General features: G+C 64.9%; 17 protein-coding genes and 2 pseudogenes. 8 read left to right on the top strand and 11 right to left on the bottom strand.

From position 1 onward, the window contains the following. Complete coding sequence (locus CSV86_RS08725) at positions 1-2,025, bottom strand: alpha-1,4-glucan--maltose-1-phosphate maltosyltransferase (RefSeq protein WP_009406552.1); 2,025 nt, start codon at positions 2,023-2,025, stop codon at positions 1-3. 136 nt (positions 2,026-2,161) lie between these two features. Between CSV86_RS08725 and CSV86_RS08720 the strand changes: the two genes are divergently transcribed. After that, a complete protein-coding gene (locus CSV86_RS08720) occupies positions 2,162-2,332 on the top strand; it encodes a hypothetical protein (RefSeq protein ID WP_009406553.1) in 171 nt (56 codons plus the stop codon). Between the two features lie 127 nt (positions 2,333-2,459). Here CSV86_RS08720 and CSV86_RS08715 read toward each other — a convergent pair whose 3' ends face one another. After that, on the bottom strand, positions 2,460-4,133 hold the full coding sequence (locus CSV86_RS08715; protein ID WP_009406554.1) for an AMP-binding protein: 1,674 nt from the start codon (positions 4,131-4,133) through the stop codon (positions 2,460-2,462). 215 nt (positions 4,134-4,348) lie between these two features. Between CSV86_RS08715 and CSV86_RS08710 the strand changes: the two genes are divergently transcribed. The 4 genes from CSV86_RS08710 (at position 4,349) to CSV86_RS08695 (ending at position 9,988) form a co-directional block, all read left to right on the top strand. Further along, on the top strand, positions 4,349-5,512 hold the full coding sequence (locus CSV86_RS08710; protein WP_009406555.1) for an isovaleryl-CoA dehydrogenase: 1,164 nt from the start codon (positions 4,349-4,351) through the stop codon (positions 5,510-5,512). Positions 5,513-5,573: 61 nt separating this feature from the next. Beyond that, positions 5,574-7,178 carry a carboxyl transferase domain-containing protein gene (locus tag CSV86_RS08705; protein WP_009406556.1) on the top strand — a complete coding sequence of 535 codons (1,605 nt, stop codon included), beginning with the start codon at positions 5,574-5,576 and terminating at the stop codon, positions 7,176-7,178. A 3-nt stretch (positions 7,179-7,181) separates the two neighbouring features. Then, complete coding sequence (locus CSV86_RS08700; RefSeq protein WP_009406557.1) at positions 7,182-8,012, top strand: gamma-carboxygeranoyl-CoA hydratase; 831 nt, start codon at positions 7,182-7,184, stop codon at positions 8,010-8,012. Then, positions 8,009-9,988, top strand: a complete 1,980-nt coding sequence (locus tag CSV86_RS08695) for an acetyl/propionyl/methylcrotonyl-CoA carboxylase subunit alpha (protein WP_376699738.1) — start codon at positions 8,009-8,011, stop codon at positions 9,986-9,988. Before CSV86_RS08700 ends, CSV86_RS08695 begins: the two co-directional genes overlap by 4 nt. Positions 9,989-10,095: 107 nt before the next feature. On the opposite strand, the gene CSV86_RS33005 is transcribed toward CSV86_RS08695, so the two are convergent. Together CSV86_RS33005 and CSV86_RS33000 are read right to left on the bottom strand one after the other, a co-directional pair. Continuing rightward, positions 10,096-10,308, bottom strand: coding sequence for a S24 family peptidase (locus CSV86_RS33005; protein ID WP_311985802.1), 213 nt, complete (start codon positions 10,306-10,308; stop codon positions 10,096-10,098). Between the two features lie 287 nt (positions 10,309-10,595). Next, positions 10,596-10,676: pseudogene (locus CSV86_RS33000) on the bottom strand (Cro/Cl family transcriptional regulator); the annotation flags it as partial. 160 nt (positions 10,677-10,836) lie between these two features. Between CSV86_RS33000 and CSV86_RS08685 the strand changes: the two are divergent. The 3 genes from CSV86_RS08685 (at position 10,837) to CSV86_RS08675 (ending at position 13,289) form a co-directional block, all read left to right on the top strand. Next, a complete protein-coding gene (locus CSV86_RS08685; protein ID WP_009406560.1) occupies positions 10,837-11,163 on the top strand; it encodes a hypothetical protein in 327 nt (108 codons plus the stop codon). Between the two features lie 424 nt (positions 11,164-11,587). Next, positions 11,588-12,100 (top strand): sigma factor-like helix-turn-helix DNA-binding protein, encoded by a 513-nt coding sequence (locus CSV86_RS08680; protein WP_009406561.1) that lies wholly within the window; start codon positions 11,588-11,590, stop codon positions 12,098-12,100. Between the two features lie 52 nt (positions 12,101-12,152). Further along, on the top strand, positions 12,153-13,289 hold the full coding sequence (locus tag CSV86_RS08675; RefSeq protein ID WP_009406562.1) for a M14 family metallopeptidase: 1,137 nt from the start codon (positions 12,153-12,155) through the stop codon (positions 13,287-13,289). Between the two features lie 271 nt (positions 13,290-13,560). Here CSV86_RS08675 and CSV86_RS08670 read toward each other — a convergent pair whose 3' ends face one another. The 7 genes and pseudogenes from CSV86_RS08670 to CSV86_RS08640 form a co-directional block, all read right to left on the bottom strand. Continuing rightward, positions 13,561-14,529 (bottom strand): Csu type fimbrial protein, encoded by a 969-nt coding sequence (locus tag CSV86_RS08670; RefSeq protein ID WP_009406563.1) that lies wholly within the window; start codon positions 14,527-14,529, stop codon positions 13,561-13,563. Further along, on the bottom strand, positions 14,526-16,868 hold the full coding sequence (locus CSV86_RS08665; RefSeq protein ID WP_009406564.1) for a fimbria/pilus outer membrane usher protein: 2,343 nt from the start codon (positions 16,866-16,868) through the stop codon (positions 14,526-14,528). Before CSV86_RS08665 ends, CSV86_RS08670 begins: the two co-directional genes overlap by 4 nt. 71 nt (positions 16,869-16,939) lie before the next feature. Then, a complete protein-coding gene (locus tag CSV86_RS08660) occupies positions 16,940-17,680 on the bottom strand; it encodes a fimbrial biogenesis chaperone (RefSeq protein WP_170394726.1) in 741 nt (246 codons plus the stop codon). Positions 17,681-17,751: 71 nt separating this feature from the next. Next, positions 17,752-18,252: a Csu type fimbrial protein gene (locus CSV86_RS08655; RefSeq protein WP_009406566.1), complete on the bottom strand. Its 501-nt coding sequence runs from the start codon at positions 18,250-18,252 to the stop codon at positions 17,752-17,754. Between the two features lie 3 nt (positions 18,253-18,255). Beyond that, positions 18,256-18,788, bottom strand: a pseudogene (locus CSV86_RS08650) (Csu type fimbrial protein). A 20-nt stretch (positions 18,789-18,808) separates the two neighbouring features. Then, entirely contained in the window at positions 18,809-19,345 is a 537-nt protein-coding gene (locus tag CSV86_RS08645; RefSeq protein WP_009406568.1) for a Csu type fimbrial protein, read from the bottom strand. Between the two features lie 35 nt (positions 19,346-19,380). Continuing rightward, positions 19,381-19,908 carry a Csu type fimbrial protein gene (locus CSV86_RS08640; protein ID WP_037062159.1) on the bottom strand — a complete coding sequence of 176 codons (528 nt, stop codon included), beginning with the start codon at positions 19,906-19,908 and terminating at the stop codon, positions 19,381-19,383. Positions 19,909-19,990 lie beyond the last annotated feature (82 nt).

Here is a 19,990-nt window from a genome sequence, read left to right as displayed (position 1 = left end):
TTACACCTTGTCCAGGCGCCAGATACCGAACGGCAGGTGCCAGGGTTCGATGCGCATCCACTGGGTCTTGCCATACCACTCCCAGCGATGGCCGTTCATCAGGTCCTCGCCACGGGTCACGGCATTGTCATCCAGGCCCAGCTCCCACAACGGCAGCTCGAAGTGCGCCTCCTGGGCGTTGTGCGGATCAAGGCTGACCGCCACCAGGACGAAGCTCTCGCCATCCGGGGAGGGCTTGCCGAAATACACGATGTTGTCGTTCCAGGCGTTGTAGAAGCGCACGCCCAGGTGGCTGTGCAAGGCCGGCTGCTGGCGACGGATGCGGTTGAGCTGGGCGATCTCGGCGATGATGTTGCCCGGCTGGGTGAAGTCCCTCGGGCGGATCTGGTATTTCTCCGAATCCAGGTATTCCTCCTTGCCCGGGATCGGCGCCGCCTCGCAGAGCTCGAAGCCCGAATACATGCCCCACAGGCCCGAGCCCATGGTTGCCAGGGCCGCACGGATGAGGAAGCCGGCGCGCCCCGACTGATGCAGGAAGAACGGGTTGATATCCGGCGTATTGACGAAGAAGTTCGGCCGGTAGCACAGCGACCATGGCGGCTGGTTGAGCGTCTCGAAGTACTCCTGGATCTCGGCCTTGGTATTGCGCCAGGTGAAGTAGGTGTAGCTCTGGCTGTAGCCGACCTTGCCCAGGCGGGCCATCATCGCCGGCTTGGTAAAGGCTTCGGCAAGGAAGATCACCTCGGGATGGCGGCTACGGATATCGGCGATCAACCACTGCCAGAATGGCAGCGGCTTGGTGTGCGGGTTGTCCACGCGGAACTGCTTGACGCCTTCCTGTACCCAGCCTTCCACCACGTCGCGCAGCGCCAGCCACAGCGACGGCACGGCGTCGGCGGCGTAGAAGTCGACGTTGACGATGTCCTGGTATTTCTTCGGCGGGTTTTCCGCGTAGCGGATGCTGCCGTCCGGTCGCCAGGAAAACCAGCCGGGATGCTCGGTCAGCCAGGGATGGTCCTGGGAGCACTGGATGGCAAAGTCCAGGGCGATCTCAAGCCCGTGGTCCGCAGCGGCGGCGACCAGGCGACGGAAGTCCTCGCGGCTGCCCAGTTGCGGATGGATCGCATCATGGCCGCCGTCCGCGCTGCCGATGGCATAGGGGCTGCCCGGGTCGCCGGGTTCGGCGCTGAGGGCGTTGTTGCGGCCTTTGCGGAACTTGCTGCCGATGGGATGGATGGGCGGGAAATACAGCACATCGAAGCCCATGTCGCGGATCATCGGCAGGCGCGCATGTACGTCGTTGAAGGTGCCGTGGCGCTGGGGATCGTCGGTGATCGAGCGGGGAAACAGCTCGTACCAACTGGCAAAGGCGGCACGTTCGCGCTCCACGTCCAGGGGGAACTCGGGACTGCGGCTAAGGTAGCTGCGCGGATCGGCCTGGGCCATAAGCACGCGGGTCTCGCTGGCCACCAGCATTTCCACCCGGGGCGCCACCGGCAAGCCCTTGCGCAAGCGCCGGGCAAGCCCGGCCAGTTCCTCGCGCAGCGGCCCGGCGCTGCGTTCGGCGGCATGCTCGAGGTGCAGGCGGCCCTCCTCCAGCTCCAGCTCTACATCCACGCCGGCGGCGAACTTCTTTTCCAGGTCGTGACAATAGGTGGCATAGCCATCGATCCACGCCTCGATGACGAACAGGTGGCGGCCCATCTCGTTGATGCTGAAGCTGCCCTCCCAGCGGTCATTGCCGAGGAAGGTCATGCTGATGCTGCGCCAGCGCCGGCTATGGGCCTGGCGCCAGTTGAGGGTCACCGCGAGGACATCGTGGCCATCGGCATAGACCGTGCTGCCGACCGTTACCGTGCGGCCGACCTCGGTCTTGACCGCATACAGGCCGGCGTCGATCACCGGCGTGGTGTTCTCGATCACCACCCGGGGCAGCAACAAGGCCTGGGCCAGGGTCAGCGGATCGTCGGCAGGATTGTCGGCAGCGGCCATGCGCTCGGTTACGAAAGGCTCATTGCGGGTCATCGAACATCGCTCCGTTACGGCGTGGCGGTAAGGGTTCAGAGCAATGGCAGGCGCGGGGGTTCAATAAAAAATGAGCGTTGCCGCGGGAAAGCGGTCCAAGCCAAAGACACGATCACCGTCCTTGCGAGGTACAGCGATGAGTATCCCCATCCCGGCGGAGACGCCCGATCCGAATATCGACGACCCGACCCTGCCGCCAGCGGTGCCCGACGAGGAAGATCCGGAGGGCGTGCCGGTCAAGCCGACCGTGCCGCCGACCGTTGGCGATCCGCCCAGCGAGGAGCCGCCGGTGAAAGGTAGAGCGTAGACGGGTTAATGAAGTTCGAGGGTGTTGCTGATGGCCTCATCGCTGGCAAGCCAGCTCCCACAGGGATCGCGTGCACCGCAAGACCTGTGGGAGCTGGCTTGCCAGCGATGAGGCCCGAAAGAACAACTCAGTTCTGCCTGAGCTCCTCGATACTGATCTCGCGCATCCTGAACTTCTGCACCTTGCCCGTCACCGTCATGGGGAATTCCTCGACGAAACGGAAATGCCGCGGGGTCTTGAAGTGTGCGATGCGGTTCTTGCACCAGGCTTGCAGCTCCACATCAGTGGCGCTGTGCCCGGGATGGAACTTGATCCAGGCGACGATCTCCTCGCCATAGCGCTCATCGGGAATGCCGATCACCTGGACATCCGCCACCGCCGGATGGGTGAAGAAGAACTCCTCCAGTTCCCGCGGGTAAATGTTTTCACCGCCACGGATGATCATGTCCTTGTTGCGCCCGGCAATGCACACATAACCCTGTTCGTCCATGCTCGCCAGGTCGCCGGTGTGCATCCAGCCCGCCGGATCGATGGCTTCGGCGGTGGCCGCAGGGTTGCCCCAGTAGCCGAGCATCACGCTATAGCCTCGGGTGCACAGCTCGCCGATCTGCCCGCGCGGCACCACGCAGCCATGCTCGTCGATGATCTTGCTCTCCAGTTGCGGCTGGGTTCGCCCGACCGTGGTCACGCGCAGTTCCAGTTCGTCGTCCGGGCCGGTCTGCAGCGACACCGGGCTGGTCTCGGTCATGCCGTAGGCAATCTGCACTTCGCTCATGTGCAGTTCGTTGATTACCCGACGCATCACCTCGATCGGGCAGATGGCCCCGGCCATGATCCCGGTGCGCAGGCAGGACAGGTCGTGGTCGGCGCGCTGCGGCTGGTCGAGCACGGCGATGAACATGGTGGGCACGCCGTACAGCGCGGTGGCCCGCTCCTCGGCCACGGCCTGCAGGGTCAGGGCCGGGTCGAAGGCGTCGTTGGGGTAGATCATGGTGCTGCCGTGGGTCATGCAGCCGAGGTTGCCCATGACCATGCCGAAGCAGTGGTACAGCGGCACCGGAATCACCATGCGGTCATGCTCGGTCAGGCCCAGGCTCTCGCCGACCATGTAGCCGTTGTTGAGGATGTTGTAGTGGCTGAGGGTAGCGCCCTTGGGGAAGCCGGTGGTACCGGAGGTGTACTGGATGTTCACCGCCTGGTCGAACTGCAGGCTTTGCTGGCGGGCAACGTAGTCATCGAGCCCGACCCTGGCGCCCTGCTCGCCCAGTGTTTCCCAGGCCAGGAAGCCGGGTGGCGGCTCGCTGGCCAGGCTGATCACCCCGCGCAGGTCGGGCAGGCGTTCGCAGGCGAGCTGTCCCGGCGCCTGGTGGGCCAGTTCCGGCAGCAGCTCGGCGAGCATGACATGGTAATCCGAACTCTTGAATGCCCCGGCACAGATCAACCATTGGCAGCCGGACTGCCTGAGCGCGTACTCCAGCTCGCTGGTGCGATACGCCGGGTTGATATTGACCAGGATGACCCCGGCCTTGGCGCTGGCGAACTGGGCGATGCACCACTGCGCGCAGTTCGGCGCCCAGATTCCCAGGCGGTCGCCGGTCTTCAGGCCCAGGGCCATGAACGCACGGGCATGCAGGTCGACGGCGGCGGCCAGTTGCGCCCAGCTATAGCGCACCTGCTGATGACGGACCACCAGCGCTTCTCGATCGCCAAAGCGCGCTACCGTGCGGTCGAAGGCCTGGCCGATGGTCATGGCCAGCAAGGGTTTGTCCTGGCGACCCTGGGTATAGCTCGGTTGATTCATGACGTTCCCTTTTTGTGGTTGTTCTGGGAGCTGATCGGGGCGGGAAATACTCTCGCCCAAATTAACGTTAACGTAAAGGTCACGTTGACGATTGACACTGCACTTTCTCAGGTTTACGTTAACGTAAAGGTGAAATCGACATCGCGCCCAGCGCCAGGATCCGCACGCCTGCGACTCCGCCCCATCCAAGAACAAACAATAGAAGGTGCCCGAGCATGCTTTATCCCTCCCTGAACTTCGCCCTTGGTGAAACCATCGACATGCTGCGCGAGCAGGTGCAGGCCTTCGTCGCCAGCGAACTGGCACCGCGCGCCGCGCAGATCGACCACGACAACCTGTTCCCTGCCGATATGTGGCGCAAGTTCGGCGACCTGGGGCTGCTCGGCGTGACCGTCAGTGAAGAATATGGCGGTGCCGGCCTGGGTTACCTGGCCCATGTGGTGGCCATGGAGGAAATCAGCCGTGGCTCGGCCTCGGTCGCCCTCTCCTATGGCGCCCACTCCAACCTGTGCGTGAACCAGATCAACCGCAACGGCAACCACGAGCAGAAAGCCAGGTACCTGCCGAAACTGATCAGCGGCGAGCATGTCGGCGCCTTGGCCATGAGCGAGCCCAATGCCGGCTCCGACGTGGTGTCGATGAAACTGCGCGCCGACAAGCGCGGCGACCGCTTCGTGCTCAACGGCAGCAAGACCTGGATCACCAACGGCCCGGACGCCAACACCTACGTGATCTACGCCAAGACCGACCTGGAAAAGGGCCCCCACGGCATTACCGCGTTCATCGTCGAGCGCGACTGGAAGGGCTTCAGCCGCAGCAACAAGTTCGACAAGCTGGGCATGCGTGGTTCCAACACCTGCGAACTGTTCTTCGACGATGTCGAGGTGCCGGAGGAAAACATCCTCGGCCAGCTCAACGGTGGCGTGAAGGTGCTGATGAGCGGGCTGGACTACGAGCGCGTGGTGCTGTCCGGCGGCCCTACCGGGATCATGCAAGCCTGCATGGACCTCGTTGTCCCTTATATCCACGACCGCAAGCAGTTCGGCCAGAGCATCGGCGAGTTCCAGCTGATCCAGGGCAAGATCGCCGACATGTACACCCAGCTCAACGCCAGCCGTGCCTACCTGTATGCCGTGGCCCAGGCCTGCGACCGTGGCGAGACCACGCGCAAGGACGCCGCCGGAGTGATCCTCTACACCGCCGAACGCGCCACGCAGATGGCCCTGGAGGCGATCCAGATCCTTGGTGGCAATGGCTACATCAACGAATTCCCGGCCGGCCGCCTGCTGCGCGATGCCAAGCTGTACGAGATCGGTGCCGGTACCAGCGAGATCCGCCGCATGCTGATCGGCCGCGAGCTGTTTAACGAGACCCGCTGAAACGCCGCCTCGCTTCCGCTACCTTCTTGCGGCTTCCCACGGAAGCCGCCGAGGACCAACAATGATTCTCAAGTCTCAGTTGAACACCCGCGCCCCGGACTTCGCCGTCAACAGCGCGGCCATGCTGGAACAGGTCAAGGCCCTGCGCACCCTCCTCGCCCAGGTGCAACAAGGTGGCGGGGCCAAGGCCCAGGAACGCCATACCTCGCGCGGCAAGCTGCTGCCCCGCGAGCGTATCGATCGTCTGCTCGATCCGGGCTCACCTTTCCTCGAAATCGGCCAGTTGGCGGCCCATGAGGTCTACGGCGAAGAGGTCCCCGCCGCCGGCGTGATCGCCGGCATCGGCCGGGTCGAAGGCGTCGAGTGCATGATCGTCGCTAACGACGCCACGGTGAAAGGTGGCTCCTACTATCCGCTGACCGTGAAGAAACACCTGCGCGCCCAGGCCATCGCCCAGCAGAACCGCCTGCCCTGCCTGTACCTGGTGGACTCCGGTGGAGCGAACCTGCCGCGCCAGGACGAAGTCTTCCCCGACCGCGAGCATTTCGGGCGGATCTTCTTCAACCAGGCCAACATGAGTGCCCAGGGCATCCCGCAGATCGCCGTGGTCATGGGTTCCTGCACCGCCGGTGGCGCCTACGTGCCGGCGATGTCCGACGAGACCATCATGGTCCGCCAGCAGGCCACCATCTTCCTCGCCGGCCCGCCGCTGGTGAAGGCGGCCACCGGCGAGGTGGTCAGTGCCGAAGACCTGGGCGGCGCCGACGTGCACTGCAAGACCAGTGGCGTGGCCGACCACTATGCCGACAACGATGAACACGCCCTGGCGATTGCCCGCCGCTGCGTGGCCAACCTCAACTGGCACAAGCAGGGCGAACTGCAGGTGCGTACGCCGATTGCCCCGCTGTATGCCGCGGAGGAGTTGTATGGCGTAGTGCCGGCAGATGCCAAGCAACCCTTCGATGTGCGCGAGATCATCGCGCGTCTGGTGGACGGCTCGGTGTTCGATGAATTCAAGGCGCTGTTCGGCACCACCCTGGTCTGCGGCTTCGCCCACCTGCACGGCTACCCGATCGCCATCCTCGCCAACAACGGCATCCTCTTCGCCGAAGCCGCGCAGAAAGGCGCGCATTTCATCGAACTGGCCTGCCAGCGGGGTATTCCCCTGCTGTTCCTGCAGAACATCACCGGCTTCATGGTCGGGCAGAAGTACGAAGCCGGCGGCATCGCCAAGCACGGCGCCAAGCTGGTCACCGCCGTGGCCTGCGCCAGGGTTCCGAAGTTCACCGTGATCATCGGCGGCAGCTTCGGTGCCGGTAACTACGGCATGTGCGGGCGAGCCTACGACCCGCGCTTCCTGTGGATGTGGCCGAATGCGCGGATCGGCGTGATGGGCGCCGAGCAGGCCGCCGGGGTGCTGGCCCAGGTCAAGCGCGAGCAGAGCGAGCGTTCCGGGCAGGTCTTCAGCGCCGAGGACGAGGCCAGGCTCAAGCAGCCGATCCTCGACCAGTACGAACACCAGGGCCATCCCTACTATTCCAGCGCGCGTCTTTGGGACGACGGCGTCATCGACCCGGCGCAGACCCGCGAGATCCTCGCCCTGGCCTTGTCCGCTTCGCTCAACGCACCGATCGAAGCCACCCGCTTCGGCATTTTCCGGATGTGACCGATGACCGACTTCAGCACCCTCGAACTGATCAAGGATCCGCGCGGCTTCGCCACCCTGTGGCTGAGCCGCGCGGACAAGAACAACGCCTTCAATGCGCAGATGATCCGCGAGCTGATCGTCGCCCTCGATGAACTGGCCGCCGATGCCAGCCTGCGCTTCGTCCTTCTGCGTGGCCGGGGCCGGCATTTCAGTGCCGGTGCGGACCTGGCCTGGATGCAGCAAAGCGCGGCCCTGGATTACCAGAGCAACCTGGATGACGCCCGTGAGCTGGCAGAACTGATGTACAACCTGGCGCGCCTGAAGCTGCCGACCCTGGCGGTAGTCCAGGGCGCGGCCTTCGGTGGCGCCCTGGGCCTGATCGCCTGCTGCGATATGGCCATCGGTGCCGAAGAGGCGCAACTGTGCCTGTCGGAAGTGCGCATCGGCCTGGCTCCGGCGGTGATCAGCCCGTTCGTGGTCCAGGCCATGGGCGAACGCGCCGCACGTCGCTACGCCCTGACCGCCGAGCGCTTCAGCGGTATCCGTGCCCGCGAGCTTGGCCTGCTGGCGGAGGCTTATCCGGCGGCCGAGCTGGACGAGCGCGTGGAAGACTGGATCGTCAACCTGCTGCAGAACAGCCCGCAGGCCATGCGTGCCAGCAAGGAATTGCTGCGCGAGGTCGGCCCCGGTGAACTGACCCCGGCCCTGCGTCGCTACTGCGAGAACGCCATCGCCCGGATCCGCGTCAGCGGCGAAGGCCAGGAAGGCCTGCGCGCCTTCCTGGAAAAACGCCAACCGGCCTGGCAGGCCGCCCCATCCTCCTCTTCATCCACCACGGAGCCCCGCCCATGAGCCGTCCCGAGCTGACCACCCTGCTGGTCGCCAACCGTGGCGAGATCGCCTGCCGGGTGATGCGTACCGCAAAATCCCTGGGCCTGACCACCGTCGCCGTGCACAGCGCGGTGGACCGTGAAGCGCGCCACAGCCGCGAAGCCGATATTCGCGTCGATCTTGGCGGTGCCAAGCCGGCGGAAAGCTACCTGGTGATCGACAAGCTGATCGCCGCGGCCAAGGCCAGCGGCGCCCAGGCGATCCATCCCGGCTATGGCTTCCTCTCGGAAAATGCCGGGTTCGCCAAGGCCATCGAGGACGCCGGGCTGATCTTCCTCGGCCCGCCCGCCAGCGCCATCGAGGCCATGGGCAGCAAGTCGGCGGCCAAGGCGCTGATGGAAACCGCCGGGGTGCCCCTGGTGCCGGGTTATCACGGCGAGGCCCAGGACCTGGAAACCTTCCGCGCCGCGGCCGAAAGGATCGGCTACCCGGTGCTGCTCAAGGCCACTGCCGGCGGCGGCGGCAAGGGCATGAAGGTAGTCGAGCAGGAAAGCCAGCTGGCCGAAGCCCTGGCCTCCGCACAGCGCGAGGCACAGTCCTCGTTCGGCGATGCGCGGATGCTGGTGGAAAAGTACGTGCTCAAGCCGCGCCACGTGGAAATCCAGGTGTTTGCCGACCAGCATGGCAACTGCCTGTATCTCAACGAGCGCGACTGCTCGATCCAGCGTCGCCACCAGAAGGTGGTCGAGGAAGCCCCGGCACCGGGCCTCAGCGTCGAGCAACGCAGAGCCATGGGCGAGGCAGCGGTGCGCGCGGCCCAGGCCATTGGTTATGTCGGTGCGGGGACGGTGGAATTCCTTCTGGATGCCCGCGGTGAATTCTTCTTCATGGAGATGAACACCCGCCTGCAGGTGGAGCATCCGGTGACCGAGGCGATCACCGGCCTTGACCTGGTGGCCTGGCAGATCCGCGTCGCCCGCGGCGAGGCCCTGCCGATCAACCAAGAGCAGGTGCCCCTGATCGGCCATGCCATCGAAGTGCGGCTGTATGCGGAGGATCCGGCCAATGACTTCCTCCCCGCCACCGGCCGGCTGGCGCTGTATCGGGAAAGCGCGGCAGGCGATGGTCGCCGCGTCGATAGCGGGGTCGCCGAGGGCGACCAGGTATCACCGTTCTACGACCCGATGCTGGGCAAGCTGATCGCCTGGGGCGAGGACCGCGAGCAAGCGCGCCTGCGCCTGCTGGCGATGCTGGACGAGTTCGCCATTGGCGGAGTGAAGACCAATATCGGTTTCCTGAGGCGGATCCTCGCCCATCCGGCGTTTGCGGCGGCGGAGCTGGATACCGGCTTTATCCCGCGCTACCACGACGATCTGCTGCCACCACCAGGCGCCCTGTCCGCCGGCTTCTGGCAGGCCGCGGCAGAGGCCTGGGTGCAGGGGCTGGCGGCCAACGTGCGCGGTGACGATGCCGTCTCGCCGTGGGCTTCCCGGCAGGGCTTGCGCGCCGGCGTTCCGGCGCACATCAGCCTGCACCTGAGCAGCAACGGCCAGCAGCAGGCGCTGGGGCTGGATCGAACCGCGCCCTCGCTATTCAACCTCGACGGCGAATGCCTGCGCATCGACGACAACGGCGTGCGTCGCCAGTACCAGGCGATCCGCCGGGGGGACACGCTGTACCTGCGCTGGGACGGCGAGCTGCATGCGGTCCAGGCCTTCGACCCGATCGCCGAGGCCGAAGCCGGTCATGGCCACCAGGGCGGCCTGACGGCGCCGATGAACGGCAGCATCGTACGCGTACTGGTGGAGCCTGGGCAGGTGGTCGAGGCCGGAACCCAACTGGTGGTGCTGGAGGCCATGAAGATGGAACACAGCATCCGCGCCCCCACGCCGGCACGGTGGCGACGCTGTATTGCCAGGAAGGCGAGATGGTCAGTGAAGGGAGTGTGTTGGTGGCGTTGGAGGAGTGAATTCTTAGCTACAAGCTGCAAGCTTTAAGCTGCAAGGAAAAGCAGGTGGTGTCGTAGCCGCTTTTTCTTATGGCTTGCGGCTTGAAGCTGAAAACAGAAACGGCGCCCGGAGGCGCCGTTTTCATTGACCTAGGTTCAGAAGCGAATCCCGCCCTGGATGGCGACCCCGAGCAATTCGCAGTCCTCGCCACACAGCATCATCGGATAGGTCGGATTGAGCGGCTTGAGGAAGCGCTGCCCCTCCTCCACCACCAACTGCCGCAACACGCCCTGGGAGTGGCCCGGTACCCGGGCGATGACCAGGCGTCCGACCTGCGCCTGCACCCCCGGATCGACCAGGACCAGCATACGGCACAGAGGCTCAAGCCAGCCGGCGCGGTCATCGCATCGCCCTCGACCCGCAGCCAGAATGCCTTGCCCTGGGCCTTGTAGTCGGTGATTTCCTCGGCCACCGGCGCATCCTCGGCAACATCCGTCAGCACGACCCAATCCGACTGCGGATAACGGAAGGTCATCGGCAGGCCATAGTTGGCCGGCTCCTCCTCCGAGTCCGGGGTAGCCTTCATGCTCATGTGGGGCAGTTCGAGTGCTACCAGCACACGGTTCATGCGCGTGAGGGTCAGCTCCCGCTCACCACGCAGCCACAGGCCCACGCAGCCCTGGGTGACCCCGACGCGTTCGGCCAGTTTCTCTTGCGTGAGCTTGAGTTCACGCATCCGATCTTTGACTAGTGCGATCCATTTTTCCATCGCAGGCACGATACGGACTGCCCATTCTCGCTCAATACACAAATTGTAGTATTTAAAACGCTGTAAAAAATACACCAGGTACTATATTTCCCCGTGCCTCTCCACAACCCCAAGGAAGACCCTCCTCATGAGTGCCAGTACCTCCAGCCACCTGGACAGCGACTCCTCGCGCCGTGCCCTCGATTATTACTTCAACCCGGCTCCGGAGAACGCGCCCGGACTGGAAGACATGCAGCTGGTGGTGGCGCGCGACGACCTGTCGCCACAGGCCGCCGCCGAGCAGGCGGCGTGGCTGCTGCGCTGCGCCTCGGGCACTGCCTACCAGGCCGCACAGATCGCCCGGGACAAGGCCCAGGACCAGATGCTGATGTCCATGCACCTGATCAACCTCGCACGCGCGATGATCGACCACAGCCACAGCCGCATGCCGAAAGACGAGGAAAGGAAGGAATAACAACAGCGTGAGGGCCCGGATTGCCTGGACTCCAGGCACGGGAAGAAAGAATTTTCGGAGAATTACCGAAAATTCATTTGACTTGAAAATGAGAACGATTATTATTGATCGCAACTGGTCGCGAGACTGGTTGGATAACCCGGAGCCCTTAGGTCGGACTCCAGATTATCTCCTCATCAGGCTAATCACGGTTTTTGACCCGGCTTTTTGCCGGGTCTTTTTTTTGGGCTCTTCAGGCTAATGAAGGCGATGTGTTGCTGAATGTGGCGATGATATCAAAGGACCATCCCTGTGATAAGCCCATGGCTGGCCTTTGCTGAAATTAGCACTTGAGAATCAATCTCGTTAAGACTAAGCTCTCAACCGCATCATGGAAGATGCCCCCTACCTCCCTCCTCCGTTTCCACCGCAAGGAGCTGGAACCATGACCCGTCTGCTGCTGCCACTGGACCATCACGCCGAACCCGCCGACACCGCCGAACTCGCGCTGCTGCACCGCCTGAAAGCGCTGCCACGCCGGGTTCAGCAGGTATTCCTGCTGAGCCGCCTCGACCAATTGACCTACGCGGTCATCGCCAGGCGCCTGGACCTGTCCGACGCAAGCGTCGAGCGTCATATGAACCAGGCCCTGCAGGCCACCCTGCCCGCCCCTGCTCCGCTCGCCCGTGCTGCCGGCCAGTGGTATGTGCGGCTGCAAAGTCCGCTGATCACCGCCAGCGAGCGCATCGATTTCCGTCGCTGGCTGGACGCCGACCCGGAGCACCTGGCGGCCTTCCACGCCACCGAGCTGCGTTGGCGCAGCCTGCTGGCGCCGGCCCGGGCGCTGGGCGAAAACCTCTGGTACCGGCAGACCCGGGCCGCGTTTTCCCTGGGTGGCTGCACCGTCGCCATGGGTCTTGGCCTGGCCGCCGTGCTGGCCCTGGGTTTCTGGTACTGACCGGGTTGTGTAGAGTTGTTGCCCACAACAACTCTGCAAAGGACCCAGGCCAATGACCGCACTGAGCATCGACAGCGACTTCGACTCCGGCAACATCCTCGTTCGGGACACCAGCAATCCCGCCCAGGTGCGCCTGGCGATCCGCCCCGACAGCGCCAGCGCGCATTTCCAATGGTTCCACTTCAAGGCCAGCGGCCTGACGCCCGGCCAGACCCACGCCTTCACCCTGGAGAATGCCGGCGAGTCCTCCTACAACAAGGCATGGGACGGTTACCACGCCGTCGCCTCCTACGATCAGCGCAACTGGTTCCGTGTTCCGTCACGCTTCGATGGCCAGGCCCTGCATTTCAGCCTCGAAGCCCAGGAGCCGCAGGCCTGGTTCGCCTACTTCGAGCCCTACTCGCGGGCTCGCCACAATCAATTGATCGAGCGTGCCCGGCATCTGCCGGGTGTCAGCCTGCTGGCCACCGGGCGCAGTGTCGAAGGCCGCGATATTCCGTTGTTGCGGGTCGGTGACGGCGCCGCGGGCAAGCGCAAGGTATGGATCATCGCCCAGCAGCATCCCGGCGAGCACATGGCCGAGTGGTTCATGGAAGGTGTGATCGACCGTGTCGCCGACAACGATGCCGGCCTGCAACAACTACTGAGCGCCGCCGACCTGTACCTGATCCCCAACATGAATCCCGACGGCGCCTTCCACGGTCACCTGCGCACCAACGCCAAAGGCTTCGATCTCAATCGCGCCTGGCAGGATGCAAGCAGCGAGCAAACCCCCGAGGTACTGTTCGCCCAGCAGCAGATGAAGCTGCATGGAGTCGACCTGTTCCTCGATGTCCATGGCGACGAAGAGATTCCCCACGTGTTCACTGCCGCCTGCGAGGGCAACCCGGGCTACACCCCGCGTATCGCCGCGCTGGAGGAGCGTTTCCGCAAAACCCTGTGCGCGCTGACCCGGGACTTCCAGGATGTGCATGGTTATCCCCGCAGTGCACCGGGCCAGGCCAACATGACCCTGGCCTGCAATGCCGTGGGCCAGGCCCATGACTGCCTGTCGCTGACCCTGGAAATGCCATTCAAGGACCACGACGACGCACCGAACCCGGCCACCGGCTGGTCGGGCAAGCGCTCCAAGGAACTGGCATCGGCGGTGCTGGATGCGGTCGGGCAGATGGTCCACGAATTGCGTTGAAGGCGCTGGCTAAGCTCTTGTAGAACAAAACACAACTCTTTGACTTGCTGGGACCTTGTGTGGGGGTTCGGCGTTCCGATAAACCCGCTTCCACAGGGGCCGGGTACATCGCCGGATCCAGGGTGAGGCTGATGCCCTATCGCTGGCAAGCCAGCTCCCACAGGGTTCTGAGCTGCCCCTTGTGGGAGCTGGCTTGCCAGCGATTGCGGCAGTGAATTCACCATCGCAATCGCGGGTGCCCCCACAGGGTGCGCGTCGTGCTTGCAGCTGTCTAGAAAGCCACATCCAGGATCACGCTATCCTGGTACGCCCCCGCCGGCGGCGTGGCCTGGTCGGTGTAGACCCTGGCGTTGTAGTTGAACACCTGGCTGCCCGTGCCGGTGCCGTTGCCCGGGTTGATATCGGCATCGCTGCCGGAGCGACGCGCGCTGGTCAGCGAACCCCAGCGCACGGTACCGGCACTTTTGAAAATGTCGTAGGCCAGGTAATTGTTGGCCGGCGACTTCATGCGCCGGCGCCCGCCCGACACATACAGGCCGTCATTCAGGCCCACGGTATAGGCACTGCCCTTGGTGCAGTTGAGGCTGACGCTCTGGCTCACCGTGGAAAACCCGCTCACCACCGGAGCGCTGCCGAAGTTGATTGCCGGGGTGGTGATCTGGCAATCGGCGGTGACGGTCAGGGTCACGGTCATGGTGGTGCTGCCGGTCAGGGTCTGGCGCCCGACGCACAAACCGCCGACGCCGATGCCGTAGCAATAGTCCCAGTTCCAGAACACGGTGAAGGTTTCCGAGTAGTTGCCGGCGGCGACGTTGCTTCCGGTCAGGGTCCGCAGGTACACCGGTATGGTCGCCGGCACCACGTTGCCGAGGATCCCCAGCGCATCGAGGATGCCGTTGCGCGCGAAATCGAAGGGCTGGCCGCGGGTGATCGGGTAGGACGTGGTGTTGTCGGCATACAGCGTGTACTGGATGACGTCGCCGGTGGGCCCGACCAGGCCGGTGGTGCCTCCGGTCGGCGTGAAGGTGGCCTTGAAGAAGTCATCGCTGCGCAACAGCGTCACCAGCGAGCCACTGCAACGCAGGCCGGCATTGGTGCTGGACGAGGATTGCACGGTGGACGCCAGCGTAGTGGAGGCCACGCTGCCGAACGCCACATTGCCGGCCTGCACCACCGAACACAGCGCCTGCACGGGCTCGGCAAGCAACAGCAGCACCAGCATCGGCAGCAGGCGTTTCATTTGCACACCAGCGGGCCGAGCAGCGGCACATCGTCCTGACCGGCGTCGAGGCTGAAATGCACCAGGCAAGTGCCGCCGCCGGCGATCCGTACCTCCAGGGTATTGTCCTCGGCCAGTCCTTCCAGATAGACCAGTCCGTCCCACCCGACCACTGCGGCAGCGCCGGTCTGCTGATGGCGGACCTGGCTGCCCAACGGCAGGTCCTGGTGACTGGCATCGACCAGCTCGATGCTCGCCGCGCGTACCCGGTTCAGCGGGAAATTCAGCAGGTACCCGGCGCCACGGCGTACCGCTACCCGCTGCTCGACGTTTTCCGCGCGCACGTTGGCCGGCAGTTCCAAGGTGTCGATTTCGTACTTGCCGCGGTAGTAGGCGCTGCTCCACGGCACCAAAAGGTGCCCCTTGCTGTCGGTACGGCCGACGTTCTGGTTCTCGTAGCGCACCGGCACATCGGCGAAGCCCTCGGTACTGACCACGACGAAGGCATCATCGATCCGGTTGGCGGCGAACACGCCGGCATCCATCCACACCAGCGAGCCGCTGGCATCGGCCCAGCGGGTCATGGCCTGGCTGGTGCCATAGGTGCCGGCCTGGAGCTGCACCGACTGCAAGCGCCAGGTCAGGTCGGCCTGGCGATAGGCCGACTGGTCGCCGCCGCTGGCGTAGCCGAGGTTGTAACCCAGGCCACCATCGCTGGGCACCGCGCGGCTGTAATTGACCCGCTGGACATTCTCGCCGCTCTGGTTGCGCTCGGTGCTCAGGCTGAGGGTGCCGTACAGGTCGAAAGGAATCACCAGTTGCGCCTGGGTCGCCCACTGCTCGCCACCAAGCTCGCGGTTGGCCGACAGGTACAGGCTGGTATTGCCCCACAGCGACTTGCTCCAGCTCAGGTTCACCAGGCGGGTACGCGAGTTGTCGCCGGCGCGTACGTCGAAATAGCCGGCGCCGAGGCTACCGTAGCGTTCCAGGTTGAGGCTGAGGGTAACCTGCTCGCTGCGCTGGCTCAGGCGGGCATAGGGACTGTCCAGCAACGAGGCGTCGGCGTAGTCGCCATACCGCTCCAGGCGCTGGTAATTGAAGCCGATGCGCTGGCTGTTGTACTGATAGCCGAGGCTCAGTTGCTGGCCGCTGCGGCTATCGAAGGTGCTTTGGCTGACCGCGGCGTTGACTACCCCGAAGGTGCCCACCAGCAGATTGCCGCCGATCCCGCCAAGGGCCAGGGACTGCGCCGCCTCGCCGTGGGTTTCCAGGGTAAAACTGTCGCTGATGCCGTAGCGCAGGCTGGCCGAGGTCAGGCCCTTGCCGTAGGAGAAATCGCTGATCCCGTAATTGCGTCGCAAGGCACCGGCTGCCACCGAGAAATCGCTCATGCCTTTCTGCAGCAAGGTGCTGGTGACGTAGAACGGCAAGGTGGTGGACACCTGCCGCCCCTGAGCATCGGTGGTCACCACTACCGCATCGCCGGCACCGTTGATATAGGGCACGTTGGTCAGGGTGTAGGGCCCGGGCTGCAGGTCGGCGCTGGCGCTCTTGTAGCCGTTGATGAACAGGTCCACCGACGACGGCACCGCCGCCTCGCCGGCGAAGGCCGGCAGCGGATAGGTGACCAGGTCCGGGCGTACCGAGAAGTCACGCGATAGCAGTACCCCGCCCAGGCGCACCGAGCTGGTCCAGGGCAGCGCGCCGCTGATCACGTCGCCCGCCTCGAAGGTCAGCAGGCGCTCCTCGTCGGTGTAGCGAAAGGTCGTGTCGTAGCGCAGGAAGCCACGCTGGTTGTCGGCGTAGTTGCGCCCGCTGATCTGCTGGCGCCATTGGCCCGTGGTGGAGAACGTCCCCCAGGCGTCGAACACCCGCAGCTCGTTCCACACCGACAGGCTGCTGCCGATATCGTCGGTGTCGTTGAGGTAGGCATCGTAGTTGAGCAAGGCGCCAAAGCTGCTGTTGGCCTGGCCGCCCGGGCCCAGGGAGCGGTTGCCGATGCGCTGGCCAGGCAGCCAGGCCGGCGGGACCTGGAGCATCAGGCGCTGGGCCTGGCTGTCGTAGTCGCTGTGCAGGCCGGCGACGCTATCGAGCGCGACCTCTGCCGGCACCGGCACGGGGAAGTCGATACCCACGGCACGCAGGTCGCTGGCCGCCACGTAGAAGCGCCCGGAACGCTGGTGCACGACCACCACGTTACCGCTGTTCATCTGGTTGACCACCAGTTCCAGATACAGCTCGGCATCGCTGATCGCCTCCTGCGCAGAGGGCGGCGGCGGCAGCTCGCCGGCCCACGACGTGGCACCGAGGCACCACGCCAGGCCACCCGCCAGCAACAGCGGGCAGGAATCCGTGGTCAATCCCTTCACGCACCTTTCCCCGCCATCGTCGGGTGCTCCCTGGCCCGAGGTTCATCCTTTGTCCACCCGGCTCACTGGCCCTGGGCTATGGTTTGCGCCGCGTCACCGCCATTGATCCGTCCCTTGAGCGCGGTAGACGCCGAGGCCTGCAGTGGCGCCGGCCAGCGCATGGTCGCGCCCGGCAGCACATAGCCGAGCAGCCCTTCCACCAGCGGCCGGCTCTGCCCGCCCTGCTGCATCACCACATCGGTCAGGCGCGCATGAACCGGACCGGTATTGCGGATCTCCACCCAGGAGCGCCCCTGCGCCGATACCTGGCGCCAGCTCAGTTGCGGCTTGCCGACCCCGGCGTCGCTGCGCTGCCCGCTGGGGTCGGCCTTGCCCCACAGGCCCTGGCCGTAGACGAACAGCGGCACCGAATAGCGCATTTGGAAGCGGATCGCGGCCTGGGGCTTGTCGGCGGTGTCGGGCGGCAAGGCCGGAGGAATTTCATCGATGATGATGCGGTAGGCCTGCTCCTGGCCCACCGGCGAGGTACCGGTGCGGGTCAGGCGGATGAGCTGCTTCTGCCCCGGCGCGATCTTCGCCAGCGGCGGGCTGCCGATGATGTCGCGCTGGTTCTGGTATTGATCGTCGAACCCGCCCTGGCGCCAGGCGAAGATCCGCACCTGCAGGTTGGCTTCCTCGTTGCCGCGGTTTTCCAGCCACAACGCGCCGGCCTTCTGTTCGGCCTCGATCACCGGGTCGATCGGCCAGATCAGCACCGATGTCGCCGCCGACGTCGCTCCGGCCCACAGCAGCAATGCCCCAATGCCAGCCTCGCCCTCTCCCTGAACATCCCGCTCTCCTTCGTGGTGGTCGTGCAATACCGGCGTGTACGCCGTCAAAAGGTCAAGGTCACCTGCAGCACATCGCTATAGCTGCCCGCGGGCAGCGCTCCGGTCAGTTGCGCCCGGGCATACACGGGCAGCTTGATGGCCGTCGGATCGGCATAGCTGACAGTGACGGTCTGGTCGATGCCCAGCACCTGGCTGAAGGCGGCGTCGCTGTACAACTGGTAGGCCACCAGGTTGCTGCCGGTGCTGCGCTTGAGGTTGCGCACCCCGTTGTTGTTCTGCCCCCCGCCGATCTTCATGCTCAGCGTCACGCCAGGCGTGCATTGCAGGGTCACGGTGGTACCACCGAGCTGGGTAGTCACGGCGGCGGTGGACAATGCCGAATAGCTGCCGAACGCCAGGTTGCCGTAGTTGGTCACCCCGCCAACCACCAGGCACCCGGCCTGCACGGTCGCATTGACCAGGAAGGTGCTGCTGGTGGCCGCATCCAGGGGTATCGGCGCTGCCGCGGCGAGCAGCGCCAGGGCCAGCGCCAGGCGCCCGTGCATGGCTCAGAAACTCAGCTCGACCGCCACGGTGTCGGTATAGGTGCCCGGGGGCAGCCCGGCCTTGCCCACGGCCTTGCCGTACAGGTTGACGGTCTGCGGCGTACCGCTGCTGGTGGGCAGGGTAATGGTGCCGTTGATCGGTATCACGGTGGTCAGCCCGGAGTCGGAATAGAAGTCATAGGGCACCGAATTGCCCGAGCCGTCGGCCAGTGCGCGGGTACCGCCGGTGGATGCGCCGTCATGGGCGCCGGCGCCGATCTTGATCACCGGGATCGCGCCATTGGAGCAGAGAATGCTCATCGCCCCGCCACCACCCGCCAGCACCTGGGCGCCCGCCGTGGTGAACAACGCCGTCTGGGTGCCGAAGTTCAGGGCGCCGAAATTGACCCGGTGGTGGCCGTGGAGCCGTTCACCTGGCAACTGGAGATCAGCACCAGCGAGGCGTTTATCTGCCCGGTGACCGTGGCCGCCTGGGCCTGGGAAGCCAGCAACAGCCCGATGCCGGCAAAAACGAAGCGATTCAGTTGCGGTTTCATGGTTCACTCCTTGATGGCTGTTACCAGTCCAGCGTCACCGTCAGGGTGTCGCGATAAACGCCCGCAGGCAGGGCCTTGGGGTTGGCTACGACCACGCCGTAGATAGGGATGGGAATCTGTTGCGCGCTGCTCACGGTGAAGTTGAGCTGCTGGCCTATCCCGTAGTTGCTGCGTCCGCCCGGGTCGGTGGAGAGCTGGTAGGGAATCAGCACGCCGCCGTTGCTCAGCCGGCGCGTGGCGCCGTCGGGGTTGGCGCCGCCATTGATGGTCACGGTGAAGGCGCGGACCTGGGGGTTGCAACTGATCTGCAGGTTGCCACTGCCGCCAGGTTCATCGATGGCCGCACGCAGGGTCTGGTTCCACAGCGGGCCCTGCTGGCCGAAATCGAGCACGCCGCCCGCCGCGCTGGCCGGCGCGGTACTGGCCGGATCGCTGCTGATCTGGCAGGCCGAGGTAAGCACCAGGCGCGCCTCGATATGTCCGCTGATCGCGCCATGGGCTGCCGGGCTGAGCAACAGCGGCCCCAGGCCCAGCAGGAGAATGCGTGATGCATGCATGCTGCTCGCTCCCTAAGCAGTGCGGTTCATGACCCTCACCAGGTGACGGTCACCTTCAACAAGTCCGAATAGCGCCCCGTCCGTGGAAGCTCGGTTTGTGTGTCGATACGTGCGTACAAGGGAAGTTCCACCGTTCCGCTGTCCGGTACCCGGCCATGCTGGGCAATATTCACCGACAGCGGCACACGCCAGGCCGGATCCTGATAAAGGCGGTAGGGTATGGGCCGGGCCTTGGGATCGGCGGATACCAGGTAGCGCACCTCGCCGGTGCCGCCATGCAGGCCGCCATCGACCCGCACCTGATAGGCCGTGTCCGGATTGCACTCCAGCCGTGGCGGGCGCTGGACCAGCAACTGGCTGCCCAACGGCCCGGAGGGATCGTCCAGCCGTGGACTCTGGCCGAAATCCAGCACGCCCAAGGCCTGTGCGGAAGCCGACCGTGGCTCGTGGATGAGCAGGCAGCCCCGCTGTACGTCGATGCGAACCTCGACGAGGAAATCCGTGGCGGCAACGCTTTGGGCCGCGTACAACCCCAACAACGCCACCAGTGACCTTCCCTTCACCGTTCCTCCCTGTCCTTGCAGGAATTGACCTGGGGTTCAGGGTAGCAGTCGAGGAAAATGCTGCCAGCCGAACAAGAAATGT

The sequence above is a fragment of the Pseudomonas bharatica CSV86 genome, from assembly GCF_000319305.2.
Lineage (GTDB): Bacteria > Pseudomonadota > Gammaproteobacteria > Pseudomonadales > Pseudomonadaceae > Aquipseudomonas > Aquipseudomonas bharatica.
Note: the sequence above shows the minus strand (reverse complement) of the source record. Positions and strands in the feature narration are given on the sequence as shown.

Excerpts from the sequence above, each read along its gene's own strand:
- CSV86_RS08725 (WP_009406552.1), bottom strand. The coding sequence starts at position 2,025 with ATGACCCGCAATGAGCCTTTCGTAACCGAGCGCATGGCCGCTGCCGAC.
- CSV86_RS08720 (WP_009406553.1), top strand. The coding sequence starts at position 2,162 with ATGAGTATCCCCATCCCGGCGGAGACGCCCGATCCGAATATCGACGAC.
- CSV86_RS08715 (WP_009406554.1), bottom strand. The coding sequence starts at position 4,133 with ATGAATCAACCGAGCTATACCCAGGGTCGCCAGGACAAACCCTTGCTG.
- CSV86_RS08710 (WP_009406555.1), top strand. The coding sequence starts at position 4,349 with ATGCTTTATCCCTCCCTGAACTTCGCCCTTGGTGAAACCATCGACATG.
- CSV86_RS08705 (WP_009406556.1), top strand. The coding sequence starts at position 5,574 with ATGATTCTCAAGTCTCAGTTGAACACCCGCGCCCCGGACTTCGCCGTC.
- CSV86_RS08700 (WP_009406557.1), top strand. The coding sequence starts at position 7,182 with ATGACCGACTTCAGCACCCTCGAACTGATCAAGGATCCGCGCGGCTTC.
- CSV86_RS08695 (WP_376699738.1), top strand. The coding sequence starts at position 8,009 with ATGAGCCGTCCCGAGCTGACCACCCTGCTGGTCGCCAACCGTGGCGAG.
- CSV86_RS33005 (WP_311985802.1), bottom strand. The coding sequence starts at position 10,308 with ATGCTGGTCCTGGTCGATCCGGGGGTGCAGGCGCAGGTCGGACGCCTG.
- CSV86_RS08685 (WP_009406560.1), top strand. The coding sequence starts at position 10,837 with ATGAGTGCCAGTACCTCCAGCCACCTGGACAGCGACTCCTCGCGCCGT.
- CSV86_RS08680 (WP_009406561.1), top strand. The coding sequence starts at position 11,588 with ATGACCCGTCTGCTGCTGCCACTGGACCATCACGCCGAACCCGCCGAC.
- CSV86_RS08675 (WP_009406562.1), top strand. The coding sequence starts at position 12,153 with ATGACCGCACTGAGCATCGACAGCGACTTCGACTCCGGCAACATCCTC.
- CSV86_RS08670 (WP_009406563.1), bottom strand. The coding sequence starts at position 14,529 with ATGAAACGCCTGCTGCCGATGCTGGTGCTGCTGTTGCTTGCCGAGCCC.
- CSV86_RS08655 (WP_009406566.1), bottom strand. The coding sequence starts at position 18,252 with ATGCACGGGCGCCTGGCGCTGGCCCTGGCGCTGCTCGCCGCGGCAGCG.
- CSV86_RS08645 (WP_009406568.1), bottom strand. The coding sequence starts at position 19,345 with ATGCATGCATCACGCATTCTCCTGCTGGGCCTGGGGCCGCTGTTGCTC.